Below are 20,004 nucleotides of genomic sequence, written 5' to 3' on the forward strand. Positions count from 1 at the left end.
CATTTTTTATCACAACAACGATAATTAGAGTAATACTCATAATCGTGGTGAAGAAAAGTTGCCTTTCCACAAAGGGGACAGCGAGGGTATTTAGGTACCTTTTTAGATATTGGTTTATCAGGAGCAAATTGGTGATTACATTTGCGACAAAGGTATTTTTGATAACCATCTTTATCTTTACCATAACGGTAAAAAGAATCTTTATTATTGCATTTTGTACATTTAATTGGTACAATTTTTTGCATGAGGACTTCACCCTTTCTGGGAGGTATAGTTTTTTTAGCAAAAACATTGTACCACAGAGGATTGAAGTCCTCAATTTTCATTTAAGTTTACAGAGCGTAATAAATTATAAGGAGGGTTTTTATGACAAAAATAGGAATAATAGGAGCGATGGATGAAGAAATTGAAATATTAAAGGATTTTATGATAATGGAAGATACCAAAAATATTGCTGGAATGAATTTCTATATTGGAAAATTAAAGAATAAAGAGATTATACTTGTTCGCTCAGGTATTGGAAAAGTTAATGCAGCAGTTTGCACGCAAATTTTAGTAAGTAATTTTAATGTAAGCCACATTATAAATACAGGTGTAGCGGGAGCAGTACATGAGGATTTAGAGATTGGTGATATTGTAATATCTTCAGATGTTATTGAACACGATTTTGATGCAACAGGATTTGGCTATAAATTAGGAGAAATACCGAGAATGGATACATATATATTTAAGGCTGATGAAGAAATGATTAATATAGCCTATGAAGCAAGTAAATGTGAAACTATAATGCATAGTACAAAGGTTGGAAGAATCTTGTCAGGAGATATATTCGTAGCTAGTCCTGATAAAAAGGAGCTGTTGTGGAATATTTTTAAGGGATATTGTACAGAAATGGAAGGAGCCTCTATAGGACATACAAGTTATTTAAATAATATTCCCTTTGTCATAATAAGGTCTATATCAGATAAAGCTGATGGAACAGCTCATATTAACTTTAATGAATTTGTTCTTCAAGCAGCCCGTAATTCTAGCAATATTGTAATGAATATTATAGAGAACATTTAAGCATGTTTTTTTAACCCATGTTTTGCGGTTTTCAGAGGTTGCAATAGTGATATACCATAATTGTTTTATGTAAATCTAAAAACTTTTTATACAATTTATAACAAAGTAGAATGATAAAAACAAAAGTAGTTGATTTGCTTTTGTTTTTATATTTTTATTTAAAAAAGGGCAAAATAATATTGATTGAGAAACTTGCATAATTAGCACTAATAATTTTGAAATACAATATGTAGATAGCTTTCTTTACTCTTTTTATTACATTTTGTACTCCAAAATTCTTTAAATGTATTATGCAATTTCCTCGATTATTAAAAAGATAACATCCAAGAAATGGTTAAGAAATTTTAGAACTTACAATCATAAATATGTCTAAAACACCTCTGTATGTTGATAGGATGTGCTGCAAAATGACTGACAAGAGAAAGGATTCACTGGAAAACAAACTGGAAAATATTTCTATAACTTTAGAAAAGACGAAAATTTCTGAGTATACAGAGATTATAAATAATCCCAAAAGGCTATTAATGGTAAATTTTATTGGTGGTTTAGCACGAGGATTTGGAATGGCAATAGGATTTACATTGCTTGCAGCAGTTTTAATTTATGTTATCAAACAGATGGTAAATCTTCCATTGATAGGCAAATATATTGCAGAACTAATAAATATAATCGAAAATTATAGATAGGAGGTCTAAGGGTGGATAATAAAGATTTTGAATATTTTAAGAATAAACTTTTAAAAGAAAAAAAGGAAGTATTAAATGCCATCGCGCATGAAGAAGATAGTGGAATTCACAGCTCCATGCAGGATTATTACAGTGAATTGTCTATTTACGATAATCATCCAGCTGATATAGGAAGTGAAACCTTTGAAAAAGAAATGCAGTTTAATCTAGAAGAAAATGAAAAGAGACATTTACGAGATATTGATGATGCCATCGAAAGAATTAAAAAGGGTACATATGGTATTTGTAATAGCTGTGGTAAAAACATTGAAATCGATAGATTAGAAATTATACCCTATACAAAAATATGTGCAAAATGCAGTAATGAAAAATCTGCATTAGATTTAGTAGAAAAAATGAATACACGACCTGTAGAAGAAGAAACCCTTAACTATCCCTTTGGAAGAACCTTCAAAGATCAGTCGAAATTCAATGGTTTTGATGGAGAGGATTCCTGGCAAGCCGTTGCTAGATATAATAAGACAGATTACAAAAACATGGCTTTAGACTGGTATGATAATAATATGTATGATGATAATATTTCTGGTAAAGTGGAAAATGTAGATGATATAAGTTATAGTTATTATAAAAGACAAGTTGATGATTTTAAGAAAAAAGATAGAGAAAAATAGAAGCAGGCCTAAGCTTTGCTTCTATTTCTATGTTATAATACTATTGTCTATTAAGATTGAGATTAAGATTAAGACTAAGATTGAGTGTTAGGGTCAAAGTTTTAGGGGCTTAAAGGGAATCTTAATCTAGAAAAGCGTCTCCAGACGCCTTTGTTATAAAAAGGAGTAGATATATTGAAGGATATTAAGTTGATTGTGGAGAATTTAGAAAATGGTAGCAGATTAGATTCATATATATCTAAGCAGTTAAATAATATTTCTCGATCATATGTTCAGAAATTGATTAAAGATGGAAAAGTGAAGGTAAATAATGAGATAATTGTGACAAAAAAACAAAAGTTAAATGAGAATGATAAAATTGAAATAGAAATCCCAGAACCCGAAAAACTAAAATTAGAACCAGAAGATATTCCTATTGATATTGTATATGAGGATGAGGATGTTTTAGTAGTAAATAAACCCCAAGGAATGGTTGTTCATCCTTCTCCTGGGCATTATAAAGGAACACTGGTAAATGCATTACTTTACCACTCTAAAAACTTATCTTCCATTAATGGAATAATAAGACCTGGAATTGTTCACAGAATAGATAAAGATACATCAGGTCTTTTAATGATAGCTAAAAATAACATAGCCCATAACTTTCTTGCTGCTCAGCTTAAGGAACATAGCATAAATAGAATATATAATGCTCTAGTCCATGGAAATATTAAAACTAATAGTGGCACAATAGATGCACCTATAGGAAGGCATCCTGTCAATAGACTGAAAAGGGCAGTTGTAGAGAAAAATGGAAAAAAAGCTGTTACCCACTTTAAAGTCATAGAAAGATATTCTAACTATAGTTTGGTTGAACTAAAACTAGAAACTGGTCGCACTCATCAGATTAGAGTACATATGTCTTATATTGGATATCCTTTAGTAGGTGATCCACTTTATGGCATAAAGAAAAAGAAATTTAATTTACAGGGACAGGCTTTGCATGCAAAGCTATTAGGCTTTAGACACCCTAAAACATTAGAATATATGGAATTTAATAGTGAGCTTCCATATTATTTTAAATCTTTACTAAAAAAAATAAAAGGATATTAAAAGCAAACAGAGAAGTTTAATATTTCCTATAGTTTTTTTATTATTTGGAGGTGTAATTATGAAGTTTAAAGCAAAAATAATGGATGAAAAGGCAATAAACAGATCTATCACTAGATTATCCCATGAAATAATTGAGAAAAATAAAGGTATAGAAGATGTAGTGTTAATTGGAATACATACTAGAGGTGTTCCCTTAGCTAAAAGACTTGCTTCAAAAATTAAGCAAATAGAAAATGCGGATGTTGCAGTAGCTTCATTAGATATTACCCTTTATAGAGATGATCTATCCAAAATAGATGACAATCCAATAATAAACAAAAATCAGATTGATATTAATATAAATGACAAAAATGTTATTCTTATTGATGATGTTATTTTTACAGGAAGGACAGTTAGAGCTGCAATGGATGCTTTGATAGACATTGGAAGACCCAAAACTATTCAGTTAGCAGTTTTAGTAGATAGAGGACATAGGGAGTTACCAATAAGACCAGATTATATTGGGAAAAATGTTCCAACATCAAAAAAAGAGATAATAAGTGTAAGACTTGATGAAGTTGATAAAGAAAATAAAGTAGAAATATTCGAGAAATAAAAAGCACAGAGTCAATGGCTCTGTGCCTCTAATTTCTTAATTTCATCTTCATAGGGAGTTACATAAATAGTTTTGAAATTATCATATATAACCATTCCTGGTTTTGCACCAGAAGGCTTCTTTACAAATTTAACATATGTGTAATCTATAGGAACATTGCTTGAGTTTCTGCCTTTACTATGGTAAGCAGCTATCAAGGCAGCGATTTTAATGGTTTTTTCAGGTACATCTCTTCCCTCTGTCTTAATTATCACATGAGATCCTGGAATATCCTTCGTATGCAGCCATATATCTTTTTTAGAAGACATTTTTAATGTCAAGTAATCATTTTGTTTGTTATTTTTTCCAGCTAATATAGTGAAGCCTTCATCAGTCAAGTATTTATGAGGTTTTGAAATTGAAGCTTTTTCTGTTTTCTTAATTGTACTTCTTTTTCGAATATAATTTTGCTCAATTAATTCTTGTTTGATTTCGTTTATATTATTTATATCATCAGTGTTTTCAATATTGGCTAAAACATTTTGCAAATATTGTATTTCTTCCTTTGTTTCTTTTATTTGATTAGTTATTTTCTCCTGTGCGGTTTTATATTTATTATATTTTTTATAGTATCTTTGACTGTTTTCTGATGGTGTTAATCTAGAATCAAGGGGAATTGTAATACTAGGCATATGGTCTTCATAGTAATTTTGTACAGTTATGGTATCTATACCCTTGGTTATTTTATGCATATTTGTTAGTATTAATTCTCCATAAAGCTTATATTTATCTGCACCTTCAGCAGTTAATAATTCTTCTTTCTGTTTTTGAAGCTTATTATATAATCTTTCAAGTCTAGTATTAATGATTTTAACTATATCAGTAGATTTTTGTTTTATACGATTATATTTATCTTTGTCAAAATAATATTTATTAATACAGTCACTCATCGTATCAAAGAAAACATATGAAAAAAATTGGTTTTCATACATTTTCAATTTCAATGAGGAAAAATCAATGTTTTTTTTCTCCTTTGAATCGAGGATTATATTTGGAGAAAATTCTTTTTTTATTAGTTTTGAAAGTAAATCTATAAAAACTTTCCAAATAGATTGGAAATTTTCATCAGTCAAAGTAGAAATTGGTTTATCAATATCTATTGAAGCTCTAAAGCAAATTTCCTTGGCAATAACAGGGCTTATACCCTGGAAGGATTTGTACAAAGCTTTGAAGATTTTAGTGTCATTTTCAACATTTTTTAATTTATCTATAAAAGTATTATAATTTGCTTTAAATATATTTATCTTGTTTTGAGAAGGTGGATATTCATATTTAAGTCCAGGCAATATTTGTCTTTGTCTACTAATGCTAGAGGGTATTCTTTTGATACTATCAATAATAACATTGGTATCATCTTCAATAAAAATTATGTTGCTATGTTTACCCATTATTTCAATTATTAATTTTTTAATACTGATGTTTCCTAATTCATCATAACTTTCAATAGACAGTACTAGTATTCTTTCGAGTTCTACTTGGTATACATCCACAATTTTACTTCCTTGTAGATGTTTTCTCATAAGCATGCAAAACATCGGTGGATGCAATGGATTGTTTTTTTGAATGTTTGATAGACTAACATGTGGGAAACTACTATTTACTGATATAAATAGCTTGTTAGTATTGCTTGCGTTTCTGAATTTGATTATTATTTCGTCAGCTTCAGGTTGATATATTTTTTCGATTTTTTTATTTAACAAGGCTTCCTTTAATTCTGAAGCCAAAGAATTTATTACTAAACCATCAAAAGGCATATTATCCCTCCATTACATAAAAGATATCTATAAAATTCTTTGTAAAGTATAACATTAAATGATAAATTTTAAAAGGCAATATAAATTATTATTAAATATAATGCTGTTAGGATATATAATAAGTATTATAAAAAAGCTTTGAGGCTATTAGAGAAAATTTATACAAATGAAATATTAAAATCCCTTAGGGTATAATTTTATTAACTGTCTAAAAAATGAGAAAAGTACTTGCAACTTGGATCTTAAAACAAATAAAATGCCAAAGGCGCTTTTAATAATACAAGGAGGTTAAAGATGATTAATTTTAGTAAAATGCATGGTGCTGGAAATGACTTTATTATTATTAAGGCTGAAGAAATAAAGGGTGTCGATTATTCTATGCTGGCTAGGAAGGTATGTGATAGACATTTTGGTATAGGAGCCGATGGGATGATGGTTGTTGAAGACTCACAAAGAAGTGATATAAAAATGATTTATTACAATTCAGATGGGTCTCAAGGGGAGATGTGTGGCAATGGGATTAGATGTTTTTCGAAATTTGTATATGAAAAAGGGATTGTAAAAAGAGATGTTTTTTTAGTAGAGACTTTAGCAGGTATTAAGGAGGTTAAGCTGACCATAGGAGATGATGATTTAGTTGAAAAAATATTGGTTGATATGGGTAAACCAATACTTAAGGCTGAAAGTATTCCTGTTATTACACAAAAGGAAATCTTTATAAATGAAATTATAAAAGTTGGAGATTCTAAAATAATAGCATCAAGCATATTGATGGGAGTACCCCATACTATAATATTTGTTAATGAAATAAAGGAGAATGATGTTTATAAGCTAGGACCTCAAATAGAGAAGCATGATATCTATCCTAAAAATACCAATGTTAACTTTGTTAATGTAATCAATAATAGATTTATAGAAGTAGATACATGGGAAAGGGGAGCAGGAAAGACTTTGGCATGTGGTACGGGAGTGTGTGCATCGGTATATGCCGCCTACCATTTGAAATACGTAGGTAAAAGTGTTGATGTGCATGTACCTGGTGGAAGGCTTAATATTTATATTGATGATGATAATAGAGTTTTTATGGAGGGAACTGCTAAATTTATTTGCGATGGGAAATATTATTCAAGCTAGTCCTTAAAATTTTATAATTTTAATGATATAATATGGAATTGGTAGATATTAATTGCTGTATGCAAGGAAGGACTGATTTAATGGTTAGCAGTATGACAGGTTATGGTAGAGGGGAGTCTAATGATGAATCAAGGAGTTTTCTCATAGAGATAAAATCAGTAAATCATAGATATAATGATATTATTATAAGAATGCCTAAAAAATTATCGGCCTTTGAAGAAAGGATAAGAAAATTAATTAAAGACTCTGTAAAGAGAGGTAGAGTAGAGGTTTATATTACGTTGGATGAAGCTAAAGATGATGACATAATAATAAAGCCAAACTTAAATATTATGCAGCAATATTATAATTCTTTGGTAGAGATAAAAGACAATCTGCAATTAAAGGATGATATAAAGCTATCTCATTTAATTGGTTTTCAAGATATCTTTAATATTGAAAACAAAGAAGCCCAAGAGGATGTTATCTGGGAATCTTTAAGTATAGCCTTAAATCAAGCTATTTCATCCTTGGTTGCTATGAGAAAGGCAGAGGGAGAAAAATTAGCTGAAGATATAAGACTTAGAAGAAAAAAAATACGTGAAAAAGTAAAAGAGATAGAACTTCGTATTCCAATAATAATTAAGGAATACAGAGATAAATTATTTGAAAGGATAAGAGAATTAACAGAGGATACAGTTGAAATTGATGAAGATAGAATTGCTTTAGAAGTGTCTATATATGCTGATAAGAGTAATATAACGGAAGAGATAGTTAGATTATATAGTCATATTGACCAGTTGGATATAATTTTAAATGAATCTGGTGCTATTGGAAGAAAATTAGATTTTCTGATTCAAGAAATGAATAGAGAAATAAATACAATAGGGTCAAAATCCTCTGATATTAATATATCTAGAATAGTGATAGAAATAAAAAGCGAATTGGAAAAAATTAGAGAACAGGTACAAAATATTGAATAACAGGGGGATTATAATGGATTTCAAATTAGTTAATATCGGTTTTGGCAATGTAATTTCAGCTAATAGGATAGTAGCTATTGTTAAACCTGAATCAGCACCTATCAAGAGAATAATAAATGAAGCAAGGGATCAAGGTAAGCTTGTAGATGCTACATATGGGAGGAGAACGAGAGCAGTTATCATATGTGATAGTGATCACATAGTCTTATCAGCTGTTCAGCCTGAGACAATGGCCAATAGATTTCATACCAAGGATATAAAGGAAATAAATGACAAAAAAGGAGAATTGATATGAGAAGAAAGGGTACATTATTTGTTATATGTGGCCCATCAGGTGTAGGCAAAGGTACTGTCTGTAAAGAGTTACTAAAAAATATATCTGGAATTGATTTATCTATTTCTGCCACTACAAGGGAAATAAGAAAGGGAGAAGTAGAGGGTGTAAATTATTATTTTATAGATAAAGATAAGTTTGAAGAAATGATAGAAAATGATGAGTTTTTAGAATATGCTCAGGTTTATGATAATTTTTATGGTACACCAAAAAAATATGTTATAGAACAACTTAATATTGGAAAGGATGTTATATTAGAAATTGATCCACAAGGAGCAATGCAGATTAAGGAAAAGTTTAAAGAAGGAATTTTTATTTTCTTACTTCCTCCAAGCATGAAGGAACTTAAAAATAGAATCATTGGAAGAGGAAGGGATTCAGAGGACAATATTAAAAAAAGGTTAAAGTGTGCCTATGAAGAAATTGACTTCATTAAAGAGTATGATTATTATATAATAAATGATGATTTATTAAAGGCTGTAAATAATCTTGCTTCAATTATTAAGGCAGAAAGATGTAGAGTTAAAGAGGATATATGTGAAATAGTGAGAAAATATAAGGAGGAATAATAATGCTTGAACCATCAATTAATGAACTGTTGAAAAAGGTTGACAGCAGATATTCTTTAGTTATTGCTACGGCTAGAAGAGCTAGACAAATAATAGACGGTAGTGAGAAGCTTATTGATATAGAATCCAATAAGCCAGTAACCATAGCAACTAATGAAATCATGCAGGGTAAAATCACCTACAAAAAAATAGAAGAAGATATTTAGAGGTGCATTATGTTAAGTAATAAAAATATAGTAATTGGTGTTAGTGGAGGTATTGCAGTTTATAAAGCTTTAGATGTAGTAAGTAGATTGAAGAAATTAAATGCAAATATAGATGTTATAATGACTAAAGCTGCTACAGAATTTGTTCAGCCATTAAGCTTTCAATCATTATCACAAAACTATGTAGTTACCGACATGTTTGCAGAGCCTAAGACATGGGATGTTGAACATATATCTTTAGCTCAAAAAGCTGACCTGTTTGTAATTGCTCCAGCTACAGCTAATGTAATTGGTAAATTAGCTAACGGCATTGCAGATGATATGCTGTCTACAACGGTTATGGCAACTAAAGCTCCTGTTCTTATAGCTCCAGCTATGAATACAAATATGTATAATAATCCTATTGTACAAAGGAATATTAAAATTTTAAAGGAAATAGGATATAGATTTGTTGATCCTGCATCAGGAAGACTTGCATGTGGAGACTATGGTATAGGAAAATTAGCTTCCCCTGAAAATATTGTAGAATCAATAACTAAAATAATAGGTAAAGCATCAAAAAAACCCTTAAGGGGTAAAAAGGTTTTGGTTACTGCTGGACCTACCCAAGAGCCTATTGATCCTGTAAGATATATAACAAATCACTCGTCAGGAAAGATGGGATATGCCATTGCCATTGAAGCAAAAAACAGAGGTGCTGATGTAACCCTTATTTCTGGACCAACTAATCTAGAAAGGCCCAATGGAATCAAGGTGATTGATGTAATAACAGCTAGAGATATGTATGACCAAGCAGTTAGCCATTTTGGTGAAGCAGATATAATAATAAAAGCTGCTGCTGTTGCAGATTATAGACCGAAGGAAGTAGCCGACAATAAGATTAAGAAAAGTGATTCTAATTTATCAATGGAATTTGCAAGAAATCCAGATATATTATTAGAGCTTGGGAAAATGAAAAAGAACCAAGTTTTAATTGGGTTTGCTGCAGAAACAAGGGATTTGCTGGATAATGCAAAGGGTAAAATGAATAGAAAGAATTTAGATTTTATTGTTGCTAATAATATAGCTGAAAAAGATGCTGGTTTTAAGAGTGATACTAATATAGTAAGCATTATTGACAGTTTGGGAAACGTAGAAAAATATGATAAAATGAAAAAGGAAGAAATAGCAGATATTATTTTAGATAAAGCATACGATTTGATAAAATTGAAGGAGTAGGGTAACCTACTCCTTTATATTGGTGGAGGCAATTAGAATGGGTTATACGGAATATTGTAATGTAGTTGTTAATACAAGAACTAGAGCAACAGATAGATTATATACTTATCAGATTCCAAATAGCTTTATTGGGAAAGTTAAAATTGGTGATAAAGTAATTGTTCCTTTTGGGCAAGGCAATAAATTACTTGAAGGCTTTGTGCTTGAGGTTAATTCAAATGATGATATACAGAATATAAAGGGTATAAAGGCAATAAAGGATGTACTTTATGATGATATCAATTTATCTAAGAAACAAATTGAGCTATGCCGATGGATGAGAAAAACATATTTATGCAGCTATTATGAAGCTATCCAATGCTTAATTCCTCGAGGAACAACCCTAAAGAAGAAAAAAGTATATAAGATAAATGAAGCTGCTTTAGATTCTATAAACATTTCTAAAGACTATTATAATGATAATAATCAAATAATAAAGGTGCTTTTGGACAATGGGTCTATTACCCAAAAAGAATTGACAAAAAAACTAGGCTATGATTGCAGCAAAGAATTAAATAAATTATTAAAAAATAATATCATAGAAATGAAAGAAAAATTTTACAGTGACATAAGTATAAAATATAAACGGGTAGCTAAAATTAATTTTAATTCCGATGAAATTGATGAAGTAATAGCAGGGCTACATAAAAGAGCTTTTAAACAGGTTCAGGTTTTAAAATACATTGCAAGGAAAAAGAAAATAGAATTAAGCAAGCTCATTGAAGATACTAAAACTTCTAGGGCTGTCATAAACAGTCTTATCAAAAAGAACTTTATTAAAATCAGTAACGAAATAGATTATAGAACTCCTTTTGATATTGATGATATAAAAAAAGATAAACCAAAGGAACTTAATAATGAACAGCAAAGAGTTTATAGAGATATAATAAATTCAATAAAGAAAAAAGCCTATGAAACATTCCTTTTACATGGAGTAACAGGGAGTGGGAAAACGGAAGTATATATGCAGCTTGTAGACTATGTTATAAGTAATAACCAGCAAGCAATAATTTTAGTACCCGAAATCTCTCTAACTCCTCAAATAGTGGATAAGTTCTTAAAAAGATTTGGCAATAACGTAGCTGTGCTTCATAGTAAGCTTTCATTAGGAGAAAGATATGACCAATGGAAAAAAATAAAAAACAATGAAATATCAATAGTTATAGGTGCAAGATCAGCAATATTTGCTCCATGTAATAATCTAGGATTAGTAATTATAGATGAGGAGCATGAATCATCCTATAAATCTGAAATGAATCCTAAATATCATACTATAGATGTAGCAAAGTATTTATGCAGAGCAAATAATGCAGTTCTAGTTATGGGGACAGCTACTCCATCAATAGAAAGCTATTACAAAGCTAAGAATGGCAGCTATAAACTTTTAGAACTTAAGAAGAGATTTAATAAAAACCCACTTCCGAAGGTAGAAGTTATAGATATGAGGATAGAACTCGAAGAGGGTAATAAGGGCATATTTAGTCGCAAGCTATATAGCTTAATGAAAAATAGTTTACTTGATGATAAACAAGTTATACTATTTTTAAATCGTAGAGGATATTCTACTTTTGTTTCATGCAGAAGCTGTGGTTATGTATTAAAGTGTCCAAATTGTGATATATCATTAACTTATCATCAGAAGGATAATATAGCAAAATGTCATTATTGTGGACATAAGAGTGTTGTTCCTAGAATTTGTCCTGAATGTAAAAGTAAATATATTAAATTTTTTGGATTAGGGACAGAAAAGGTTGAAGAGTATGTAAATAAGTTATTTCCTTCTTATAGAACAGGAAGGCTTGATATCGATACAACCTCTAAAAAGGGAAGTCTCGAAAAGATTATAGAAGCCTTTGAAAAAAAGGAGATTCATATTTTAATAGGTACACAAATGGTAACAAAGGGTCTGGATTTCCCTTATGTTACATTAGTGGGGGTACTGTCAGCCGATATAACTTTAAATCTTCCTGACTATCGAGCCAATGAAAGAACGTTTCAACTATTGACACAGGTTGCTGGTAGAGCTGGCAGGCATGATTTTAAAGGCAATGTTATTATTCAAACCTACAGCCCTAATAATTATGCTATTAATGCCTCACAAAAACATGACTATGAGGAGTTCTATGATAGAGAGATAGGTCTTAGAAAAGAATTTAGCTATCCACCTTTTTATAATATAATCAATGTGATAATACTAGGGAAGAATGAAATGGCAGTAATAAAATCAGCTAATAGATTATTTCAAAAAATACAAGGAACAATCATAAAAGATAAGAGTTTAAATAATGTTCAGTTGTTAGGGCCTAATCCTGCAATATTAGGTAGAATAAAGGGAAATTATAGGTGGCAGATATTATTAAAGTATCAAAGTGTTGACCATGAAAATATAAAGAGTATAATTAATAATATATGTAATATTAATAAGAGTAGATATATAGAAAATAATGTAGGTTTAATTTTTGATATGAAGCCCTATAGTATCTTTTAGGTAGGGCTTTAAGGGATGAGATTAAGATTAGATTTTGTGGAAAGATAATAAAAAATTCAATTATATATTGGAGGAATGTATTATGGCTATAAGAAATATTAGAATTGATGACGATCCTATATTAAGAAAAAAATCAAGAACCGTAGAAAAAATTGATGATAGAATACTTCAGCTAATTGATGATATGATAGATACTATGTATGAAGCTAATGGAGTTGGATTGGCTGCTCCTCAAATAGGTATATTAAAAAGAATCATTGTTATAGATGTTGGTGATGGAATAATTGAGCTTATAAACCCTGAATTTGTAAGTCAAAGTGGTTCACAGATTGATGAAGAAGGATGCTTAAGCATACCAAATAAGACAGGTAATGTTGAAAGACCACGGTTTGTAAAGGTGAGAGGACTCAATAGAGAAGGAAAGGAAATATATGTTGAAGGTGAAGAATTACTAGCAAGGGCTCTATGTCATGAAATAGATCATTTAAATGGAATACTATTTATAGATAAGATTATTGAAGAGTAGGTGTTTATAAAATGAATATTCTATTTATGGGAACCCCAGATTTTGCTGTTCCATGTTTAGAAGCATTGGTTAAGAATAATCATGATGTGGTAGCAGTTATTACTCAACCAGATAGACCAAAGGGAAGGGGTAAAAAGGTTTTACCTCCTCCCGTAAAGGCTAAGGCAAATCAGTTAGGTATAAAGGTTTTACAGCCCAAGAGAATAAAGGACAAAGAAAATATTGAAGTTATAAAAAATATGAATATAGATTGTATTGTAGTTGTGGCATATGGACAAATATTGCCAAAGGAAATATTAGAATTACCTGAAAAAGGATGTATAAACGTACATGCATCTTTACTGCCAAAGTTTAGAGGTGCAGCTCCTATAAATTGGGCTATCATAAATGGTGAGAAGAAAACTGGTATTACCACAATGTATATGAATGAAGGATTAGATACAGGAGATATGATACTAAAAGAAGAAGTTACTATTGCTAAAGACATGACAGCCAGTGAGCTTCATGATATACTATCGGTAAAAGGAGCCAAAGTATTGATTGAAACTTTAAAGCTTATAGAAATAAATAAAGCTCCAAGGACTCCTCAAAATGATAGTGAAAGCAGCTATGCTGCAATGTTGAATAAGGACACTGGTTGTATTGATTGGAATAATAGTGCTATAAAAATATATAACTTAGTGAGGGGTTTAAATTCATGGCCTGTTGCTTATACTATGTACAAGGGTAAGAAACTCAAAATCTGGAAGTGCAGTATCGGAGAATTGAAGAGCAATGAAATACCTGGAAAAATCATCAAGGTTAATAAGAAAGGTATTTTTGTTGCTACAGGTGATGGAGTAATTGTTATCGATGAAATCCAGTTTCCTAATAGTAGAAAAATGAGTGTGGATGAATATATTAGAGGAAATACCATAGAAACTGGAATAAAATTGGGAGTTTAGAATAATATGAAAATTATAGCAAATAAAGACAAGAATATTTTTCTGAATATGCTAACCTTGATTATGATATTTGCCGCATCTTTAGCTACTGGATTATTCCTATTAATTAAAAGTAGTAGATTAAATATATACTTAACAATTTTAACTGTTTTAATACTTTTTTTTAGTGCAGCTACTATATATTTATTAGGAATGTTATTATTGGTAATTAGAATTGTAAAAAACAAAAATATTCCAAGGTTTCTTATATCTCTTTTTGAAAATTCTATAAAATTTGTTTATCCAATAATGATTACCTTTTCAAATTTATTAAAGATTGAAAAAGACCCTATTCGAAGGTTTTTTTCTGAGCTCAATAATAAAATAGTAATTCAAAAAATTGATAAGCTAAAGCCTGAAGATATTTTGGTTATAGCACCCCATTGTTTACAAAATTCTTCTTGTAAACATAAAATAACTGGGAATATAAATAATTGCAATAGATGTGGAGCATGTGATATAAATTTGCTTCTTGACTTATGTACAAGCTATAATATTAACCTACAGGTTGTAACGGGTGGGACCTTAGCGAGAAAGATTATTAAAGATTATAGACCAAAGGGAGTAATAGCAATAGCTTGTGAAAGGGATTTATCCCATGGAATACTAGATGTAAAATCTATACCAGTTATAGGCATAAAAAATGAAAGACCAAATGGTCCATGTTATAATACTTGTGTAGAGATTAATAAAGTAGAAAAGGCTATAAACCAATTTTTGAGGAGGTAATAAAATGTATTACTCTGGAATGTATTACTCTAGTATGATACTATTGATACCAGCAATGATATTTGCTTTTTATGCACAAAGTAAAGTTAAAGGAACATTCAATCGGTATTTACAAGTAAGAAATATGAGAGGCTATACAGGGGCTCAAGTAGCTAGGATGATATTGGACAGGAATGGATTAAGGGATGTCCACATAGAACATATAGGAGGCTATCTATCTGATCATTACGATCCAAGAAAAAAAGTAGTAAGACTTTCAAGTAACGTATACAGTGGTACATCAATAGCTTCAATTAGTGTTGCAGCCCATGAAGTTGGTCATGCAATACAACATGCAAAGGGATATGCCCCACTTACTATTAGAAATCAAATTGCTCCTGTGGCATCGATAGCTTCCCAATTTGCTTTACCCCTAGCATTTTTAGGATTTTTTCTTGGAGCATCAAATTTAATCGATTTAGGCATATATATATATATTGCTGCAATAGCATTCCATATAATTACTTTACCCGTTGAATATAATGCAAGTTCTAGAGCAGTCCAGCAGCTAACAGGGAATGGTTTGATATATAATGAAGAAGTAAAGTCATCTAAGTCTGTTTTAAATGCCGCTGCATTGACATACCTAGCCGCTGCCGCTGTTTCAATTGCTCAATTGTTGAGACTACTTGCATTAAGAGATAGAGATTAAGATTTAGACTAAGATAAAAAGTTAGGGTCAATTATAAAAAGATATGACCCTAATCCTTAACCTTAACCTCAATCTTAATCTTGACCATAAAAACTCGCTCTACAGGTATTTTAGGAGGAAAACTATGAGGAATATTAATCCTAGGAGAGTAGCTTTAAATATATTAGTTGATATAGAAAAGAATAAAGCTTTTTCTAATATTGCTATAAACAAATATATTAAGAAGCAGGAAATATCATCCCTGGATAGACGTTTCATTAGTCAGTTGGTTTATGGAGTTCTAGAAAATAAGCTATATTTAGATTATATAATCAAAAATCTTTCTAAAACTAAAATAAATAAAATTGAAATCGATATATTGAATATATTAAGATTAGGGTTATATCAAATTATTTTTTTGGCAAAGATACCAGATTCAGCAGCGGTTAATGAATCTGTAAAGATGGCAAAGAAAATCAATTTTAGATTATCAGGCTTTGTAAATGGATTATTAAGAAGCTTTATAAGAAATAAAGATAATATTAATCTTCCATCATATGAAGATAGCCCAAGCCAATATTTGTCTGTAAAATATTCTCATCCAGAATGGTTGGTAGATAGATGGATTAGTGAATATGGATATGATTTTACAAGGGAATTATTGGAATCAAATAATAAAACCCCAAATCTAACAATTAGGACTAACACCTTGAAAATTAATAGAGATAACCTAATTGGTGAGCTAATAAAAGAAGGTGTGGTCTGTAGAAAAGGTGAGTTATCACCTGAATCAGTCATTATAGAGTCCATGAAGAGTAGTTTAGATAACTTAAAATCCTTTAAAAATGGACTTTTTCAAGTCCAAGATGAGAGTTCAATGTTAGTAGGACACGCACTGGACCCATTAGAAGGAGATTTTATAGTAGATGTGTGTAGTGCTCCTGGTGGAAAATCTACTCATATTGCACAGCTTATGAAAAATAAGGGAAGAATATTATCTCGGGATATACATGAGCATAAGCTGGATTTAATTAAGGAAAATGCTAATAGACTTGATGTTTCTATTATTGACACAGAAAAATTTGATGCTACTAAGCTTGACAAAAAGCTTGTAAATTTAGCAGATAGGGTAATCGTCGATGCACCTTGTTCAGGTTTTGGAATCATAAGGCGAAAACCAGAAATAAGATATTTTAAAGATGTCAAGGATATAGTTGAACTCTCAAAATTACAAATTAAAATTTTAGATACAAGTTCAAATTATGTAAAAAAAGGAGGAGTACTAGTTTATAGTACCTGTACTATAATGGAAGAAGAAAATAAGAATATTATAAAGGAGTTTTTAAGAAAAAAACATGACTTTACTTTATTAGATATAAATATGGATTTACCTAAAAATCTATTTTCAGAAGAAAAGTATATGCAAATATATCCAAACGTTTTAGATGCCGATGGATTTTTTATTTGTAAAATGAAAAGAGTCAAATAACCATAGATAGTTAATTATAGATATGTATAATCTAATTTACTAGGAAATAATTAGTTTTTTTATGGCTAATTTAAGTTTTGAGGTGATTTAATGGAATGGGGATCAAAAACTCACATAGGAAAAATTAGAAATAAAAATGAAGATTCTTTTTATGTTGATGAAAAGCATGGCAGAATTTTTATTGTAGCTGATGGTATGGGTGGACATAACGCAGGAGAAGTTGCAAGTAAAATGGCTATTGAAAAAGTTAGCAAATTTATTGATAATAATATTAATAATGTCTCTTTACAAAATGAAAATGAAATTACGAGTTTAATAGAAAATGCAATTAATGAAGGAAATATAGAGATATATAAACAGTCTTCATCCTTCGAAAATTGGGATGGTATGGGTACAACCATAACAATGGCTTTATTTGTGAATAACAAGGTCTATTTGGGACATGTTGGAGACAGTAGAGCTTATTTATTGAAGGATAACGAATTAACACAACTCACAGAGGATCATACCCTTGTATGTGAACTTGTGAAAAATGGAAGCATTACAGAGGTTGAAGCTAAAAGCCACCCCAAAAGGAATGTTATTACAAAGGCCCTCGGAACAGAGATAAATCCTATACCAGACATATTAAGTATAGAGGTTGATGATGGAGATATAATTATTCTTTGTACCGATGGATTAACAAATGCAGTTGATAATTACATGATTAAAGATATATTTCTTAAAAAATCAAATCTTCAAGAAGCTTGTGATTTTTTAATTAATGAAGCAAACAATAGAGGTGGAGTTGATAACATTACTTTAATTGCTATCAGATATAGGCATAGTTAATGAGGGAGTTGAAACTATGATTGGTAAAATACTGGGTAAAAGATATGAAATAATAGAAAAGATTGGTGGAGGGGGCATGGCTTTAGTTTACAAAGCTAAATGCCATCTTTTAAATAGATTTGTTGCTGTGAAAATACTTAGACCTGAATTTATTAGTGATGAAGATTTTATCAATAAGTTTGAGAAGGAATCTCAAGCCGCAGCAAGTTTGTCACATCCCAATATAGTAAACATCTATGATGTAGGAACGGATAATGATATTCATTATATTGTTATGGAATACGTAAATGGGAAAACTCTAAAAAAGTATATTAAAGAAAAAGGTTTTTTAAAAAATGACGAGTTCATTAACATATCAAAACAAATAGCCTTAGCCCTTCAACATGCCCATAATAATCATATTGTACACAGAGATATTAAACCACATAATATTCTAATCACTGAAGATGGTAGAGTTAAGGTAACAGATTTTGGAATAGCTAGAGCTATAACTTCATCAACGATAACCAATACGGGAAATGTAATTGGTTCTGTGCATTATTTTTCTCCTGAACAGGCACGTGGTGGATTTGTAGACGAAAAATCTGATATATATTCTCTTGGTGTAACGATGTATGAAATGATAACAGGAAGAGTTCCTTTCTCAGGCAGTACTCCCATAACTGTTGCATTAAAGCATCTTAAGGAAGAAGTCCTTCCTCCATCAATGATAAATGTTGATATCAGTAATGGTGTAGAAAATATAATATTGAAATGTTTGAAAAAAGATAAAAATAAAAGATATGATAATGCTAATGAAGTATACAATGACTTGGATAAATCTCAAAAAGATCCAGATCATAGCATTGACTTTATAGATGATGATGAGTCGCCTACTAGAATAATGCCAGCAATAAATGATATAGAAGATATAGAAGATTATGAAAAAGAAGAAAAAAAGACGAGTAAACTAACTATAACTATCGGAATATTATCAGCATTAATAGTTTCGATTATATTTGTATCAGCAATATTTTTAAACTTTTTTAAGGATAAGTTTATTATAAAAGAAGTACAAATACCAGATCTAACTAATCAATCCCAAGAGATTGCAAAAAATAAATTAAATGATTTAGGCTTAAAGGTTATGGTTGAAAAGCAGCTTTATGATGATAAGATTCCAAAGGGCTTTATAATTAGCCAGAATCCAGCAGCAGGAAAATCAGTAAAGGAAGGATATACAGTTAGGGTAGTAGTAAGTAAGGGTGAAAGAACAGTATATGTTCCAGAAATTATCCATAAGGAGATTGATGAAGCAAGGGTTGAATTGGATAATAATGATTTAATCCTAGGAAATATAGAATATGAATATAATGATTTACCAATTGGTATCATTATTCAACAAGAACCTAAAGCTGGCACTGAAATTAAAGAAGGTGCTTCGGTAAACATCATAGTAAGCCAAGGAAGAGAAATAAAGACTTTTCTGATGCCAAATATGGTAGGTAAGAATATAAAAGATGCTAAAGAAACCGCTAAAGACTTAGGAATAATACTTAAAAACATTAACTATGAATTTAGTGATGAGTATGAAAAGGATTTAGTGATATCCCAAAACATTTCTCCAGGGACTGAAATAAAAGAAAATTCTGTATTTAATGTAGTGGTTAGTAAAGGACCTGAAAAGATAGAACAACCTCCAGAAGAACAAGAATTACCTTTAGTAATGAATGACTTTATTATTCCTTTAAATTTTGATAAGGAACAAGAAGTTGTTAAGGTTATTAAAACTGAAAATGGTGTTTCTACTACAGTTCATGAAAAAATTCATGATAAATCAGAAGAAAAACTTAGATTAACAATATCTGGCAGAGGGTTGGTAAAAATAGACATTTATTTTGGAGAAGATTTAAAGTATTCAAAGGAAATGCTATTTGAATAAGGA

21 protein-coding genes are annotated in these 20,004 nt (G+C 30.2%); 19 read left to right on the forward strand and 2 right to left on the reverse strand.

Going from position 1 to position 20,004, the window contains the following annotated elements:
* Positions 1-245 (reverse strand): IS1 family transposase (locus BUB36_RS08270; protein WP_330390458.1); only part of this gene is annotated, 245 nt, incomplete at its 3' end.
* Between the two features lie 121 nt (positions 246-366).
* On the opposite strand from BUB36_RS08270, the gene BUB36_RS08275 reads away from it, so the two are divergent.
* From BUB36_RS08275 to pyrR, 5 genes are all read left to right on the forward strand, one after another.
* Positions 367-1,065 carry a 5'-methylthioadenosine/adenosylhomocysteine nucleosidase gene (locus tag BUB36_RS08275; protein ID WP_073148910.1) on the forward strand — a complete coding sequence of 233 codons (699 nt, stop codon included), beginning with the start codon at positions 367-369 and terminating at the stop codon, positions 1,063-1,065.
* A gap of 407 nt (positions 1,066-1,472) precedes the next feature.
* Positions 1,473-1,751, forward strand: a complete 279-nt coding sequence (locus BUB36_RS08280; protein WP_073148912.1) for a DUF5665 domain-containing protein — start codon at positions 1,473-1,475, stop codon at positions 1,749-1,751.
* Between the two features lie 11 nt (positions 1,752-1,762).
* The gene (locus tag BUB36_RS08285) at positions 1,763-2,422 is read left to right on the forward strand and encodes a TraR/DksA C4-type zinc finger protein (RefSeq protein ID WP_073148914.1); all 660 of its coding nucleotides are present in this window, start codon (positions 1,763-1,765) and stop codon (positions 2,420-2,422) included.
* Between the two features lie 174 nt (positions 2,423-2,596).
* The gene (locus tag BUB36_RS08290; protein ID WP_073148916.1) at positions 2,597-3,514 is read left to right on the forward strand and encodes an RluA family pseudouridine synthase; all 918 of its coding nucleotides are present in this window, start codon (positions 2,597-2,599) and stop codon (positions 3,512-3,514) included.
* A gap of 58 nt (positions 3,515-3,572) precedes the next feature.
* Complete coding sequence (gene pyrR / locus BUB36_RS08295; protein ID WP_073148918.1) at positions 3,573-4,109, forward strand: bifunctional pyr operon transcriptional regulator/uracil phosphoribosyltransferase PyrR; 537 nt, start codon at positions 3,573-3,575, stop codon at positions 4,107-4,109.
* Positions 4,110-4,120: 11 nt separating this feature from the next.
* Here pyrR and BUB36_RS08300 read toward each other — a convergent pair whose 3' ends face one another.
* Positions 4,121-5,902, reverse strand: coding sequence for an Rqc2 family fibronectin-binding protein (locus BUB36_RS08300; protein WP_073148920.1), 1,782 nt, complete (start codon positions 5,900-5,902; stop codon positions 4,121-4,123).
* Positions 5,903-6,196: 294 nt separating this feature from the next.
* Here BUB36_RS08300 and dapF point away from each other — a divergent pair, with 294 nt between their 5' ends.
* From dapF to pknB, 14 genes are all read left to right on the forward strand, one after another.
* Positions 6,197-7,036, forward strand: coding sequence for a diaminopimelate epimerase (gene dapF, locus BUB36_RS08305; protein WP_242655744.1), 840 nt, complete (start codon positions 6,197-6,199; stop codon positions 7,034-7,036).
* Positions 7,037-7,095: 59 nt separating this feature from the next.
* Positions 7,096-7,998, forward strand: coding sequence for a YicC/YloC family endoribonuclease (locus tag BUB36_RS08310; RefSeq protein ID WP_330390454.1), 903 nt, complete (start codon positions 7,096-7,098; stop codon positions 7,996-7,998).
* 13 nt (positions 7,999-8,011) lie between these two features.
* The gene (gene remA / locus BUB36_RS08315) at positions 8,012-8,293 is read left to right on the forward strand and encodes an extracellular matrix/biofilm regulator RemA (RefSeq protein WP_073148924.1); all 282 of its coding nucleotides are present in this window, start codon (positions 8,012-8,014) and stop codon (positions 8,291-8,293) included.
* On the forward strand, positions 8,290-8,901 hold the full coding sequence (gene gmk / locus BUB36_RS08320; RefSeq protein WP_073148926.1) for a guanylate kinase: 612 nt from the start codon (positions 8,290-8,292) through the stop codon (positions 8,899-8,901). Before remA ends, gmk begins: the two co-directional genes overlap by 4 nt.
* 2 nt (positions 8,902-8,903) lie before the next feature.
* A complete protein-coding gene (gene rpoZ, locus BUB36_RS08325) occupies positions 8,904-9,107 on the forward strand; it encodes a DNA-directed RNA polymerase subunit omega (protein ID WP_073148927.1) in 204 nt (67 codons plus the stop codon).
* Between the two features lie 9 nt (positions 9,108-9,116).
* Positions 9,117-10,325, forward strand: coding sequence for a bifunctional phosphopantothenoylcysteine decarboxylase/phosphopantothenate--cysteine ligase CoaBC (gene coaBC, locus BUB36_RS08330; RefSeq protein WP_073148929.1), 1,209 nt, complete (start codon positions 9,117-9,119; stop codon positions 10,323-10,325).
* A 37-nt stretch (positions 10,326-10,362) separates the two neighbouring features.
* Complete coding sequence (gene priA, locus BUB36_RS08335; protein WP_073148931.1) at positions 10,363-12,852, forward strand: primosomal protein N'; 2,490 nt, start codon at positions 10,363-10,365, stop codon at positions 12,850-12,852.
* 82 nt (positions 12,853-12,934) lie between these two features.
* Positions 12,935-13,378, forward strand: coding sequence for a peptide deformylase (gene def, locus BUB36_RS08340; protein WP_073148933.1), 444 nt, complete (start codon positions 12,935-12,937; stop codon positions 13,376-13,378).
* 11 nt (positions 13,379-13,389) lie between these two features.
* Positions 13,390-14,322, forward strand: a complete 933-nt coding sequence (fmt, locus tag BUB36_RS08345) for a methionyl-tRNA formyltransferase (protein WP_073148935.1) — start codon at positions 13,390-13,392, stop codon at positions 14,320-14,322.
* A 6-nt stretch (positions 14,323-14,328) separates the two neighbouring features.
* Positions 14,329-15,090: a DUF116 domain-containing protein gene (locus BUB36_RS08350; RefSeq protein WP_073148937.1), complete on the forward strand. Its 762-nt coding sequence runs from the start codon at positions 14,329-14,331 to the stop codon at positions 15,088-15,090.
* 4 nt (positions 15,091-15,094) lie between these two features.
* On the forward strand, positions 15,095-15,781 hold the full coding sequence (locus tag BUB36_RS08355) for a zinc metallopeptidase (protein WP_207550784.1): 687 nt from the start codon (positions 15,095-15,097) through the stop codon (positions 15,779-15,781).
* Between the two features lie 124 nt (positions 15,782-15,905).
* Positions 15,906-17,249: a 16S rRNA (cytosine(967)-C(5))-methyltransferase RsmB gene (gene rsmB, locus BUB36_RS08360; protein ID WP_073148939.1), complete on the forward strand. Its 1,344-nt coding sequence runs from the start codon at positions 15,906-15,908 to the stop codon at positions 17,247-17,249.
* A 90-nt stretch (positions 17,250-17,339) separates the two neighbouring features.
* Complete coding sequence (locus tag BUB36_RS08365; RefSeq protein ID WP_073148942.1) at positions 17,340-18,080, forward strand: Stp1/IreP family PP2C-type Ser/Thr phosphatase; 741 nt, start codon at positions 17,340-17,342, stop codon at positions 18,078-18,080.
* A 16-nt stretch (positions 18,081-18,096) separates the two neighbouring features.
* Positions 18,097-20,001, forward strand: a complete 1,905-nt coding sequence (gene pknB, locus BUB36_RS08370) for a Stk1 family PASTA domain-containing Ser/Thr kinase (RefSeq protein ID WP_073149039.1) — start codon at positions 18,097-18,099, stop codon at positions 19,999-20,001.
* The last annotated feature ends 3 nt before the right edge of the window (positions 20,002-20,004 follow it).

Source organism: Paramaledivibacter caminithermalis DSM 15212, assembly GCF_900142245.1.
GTDB lineage: Bacteria > Bacillota > Clostridia > Peptostreptococcales > Caminicellaceae > Paramaledivibacter > Paramaledivibacter caminithermalis.

What these genes read in the sequence shown, in the direction of transcription:
- pyrR (WP_073148918.1), top strand. Translation starts at nt 3,573, where the DNA reads ATGAAGTTTAAAGCAAAAATAATGGATGAAAAGGCAATAAACAGATCT.
- remA (WP_073148924.1), top strand. Translation starts at nt 8,012, where the DNA reads ATGGATTTCAAATTAGTTAATATCGGTTTTGGCAATGTAATTTCAGCT.
- BUB36_RS08280 (WP_073148912.1), top strand. Translation starts at nt 1,473, where the DNA reads ATGACTGACAAGAGAAAGGATTCACTGGAAAACAAACTGGAAAATATT.
- BUB36_RS08310 (WP_330390454.1), top strand. Translation starts at nt 7,096, where the DNA reads ATGCAAGGAAGGACTGATTTAATGGTTAGCAGTATGACAGGTTATGGT.
- rsmB (WP_073148939.1), top strand. Translation starts at nt 15,906, where the DNA reads ATGAGGAATATTAATCCTAGGAGAGTAGCTTTAAATATATTAGTTGAT.
- dapF (WP_242655744.1), top strand. Translation starts at nt 6,197, where the DNA reads ATGATTAATTTTAGTAAAATGCATGGTGCTGGAAATGACTTTATTATT.
- BUB36_RS08275 (WP_073148910.1), top strand. Translation starts at nt 367, where the DNA reads ATGACAAAAATAGGAATAATAGGAGCGATGGATGAAGAAATTGAAATA.
- BUB36_RS08365 (WP_073148942.1), top strand. Translation starts at nt 17,340, where the DNA reads ATGGAATGGGGATCAAAAACTCACATAGGAAAAATTAGAAATAAAAAT.
- rpoZ (WP_073148927.1), top strand. Translation starts at nt 8,904, where the DNA reads ATGCTTGAACCATCAATTAATGAACTGTTGAAAAAGGTTGACAGCAGA.
- def (WP_073148933.1), top strand. Translation starts at nt 12,935, where the DNA reads ATGGCTATAAGAAATATTAGAATTGATGACGATCCTATATTAAGAAAA.
- BUB36_RS08350 (WP_073148937.1), top strand. Translation starts at nt 14,329, where the DNA reads ATGAAAATTATAGCAAATAAAGACAAGAATATTTTTCTGAATATGCTA.
- BUB36_RS08355 (WP_207550784.1), top strand. Translation starts at nt 15,095, where the DNA reads ATGTATTACTCTGGAATGTATTACTCTAGTATGATACTATTGATACCA.
- gmk (WP_073148926.1), top strand. Translation starts at nt 8,290, where the DNA reads ATGAGAAGAAAGGGTACATTATTTGTTATATGTGGCCCATCAGGTGTA.
- coaBC (WP_073148929.1), top strand. Translation starts at nt 9,117, where the DNA reads ATGTTAAGTAATAAAAATATAGTAATTGGTGTTAGTGGAGGTATTGCA.
- fmt (WP_073148935.1), top strand. Translation starts at nt 13,390, where the DNA reads ATGAATATTCTATTTATGGGAACCCCAGATTTTGCTGTTCCATGTTTA.
- BUB36_RS08300 (WP_073148920.1), bottom strand. Translation starts at nt 5,902, where the DNA reads ATGCCTTTTGATGGTTTAGTAATAAATTCTTTGGCTTCAGAATTAAAG.
- priA (WP_073148931.1), top strand. Translation starts at nt 10,363, where the DNA reads ATGGGTTATACGGAATATTGTAATGTAGTTGTTAATACAAGAACTAGA.
- pknB (WP_073149039.1), top strand. Translation starts at nt 18,097, where the DNA reads ATGATTGGTAAAATACTGGGTAAAAGATATGAAATAATAGAAAAGATT.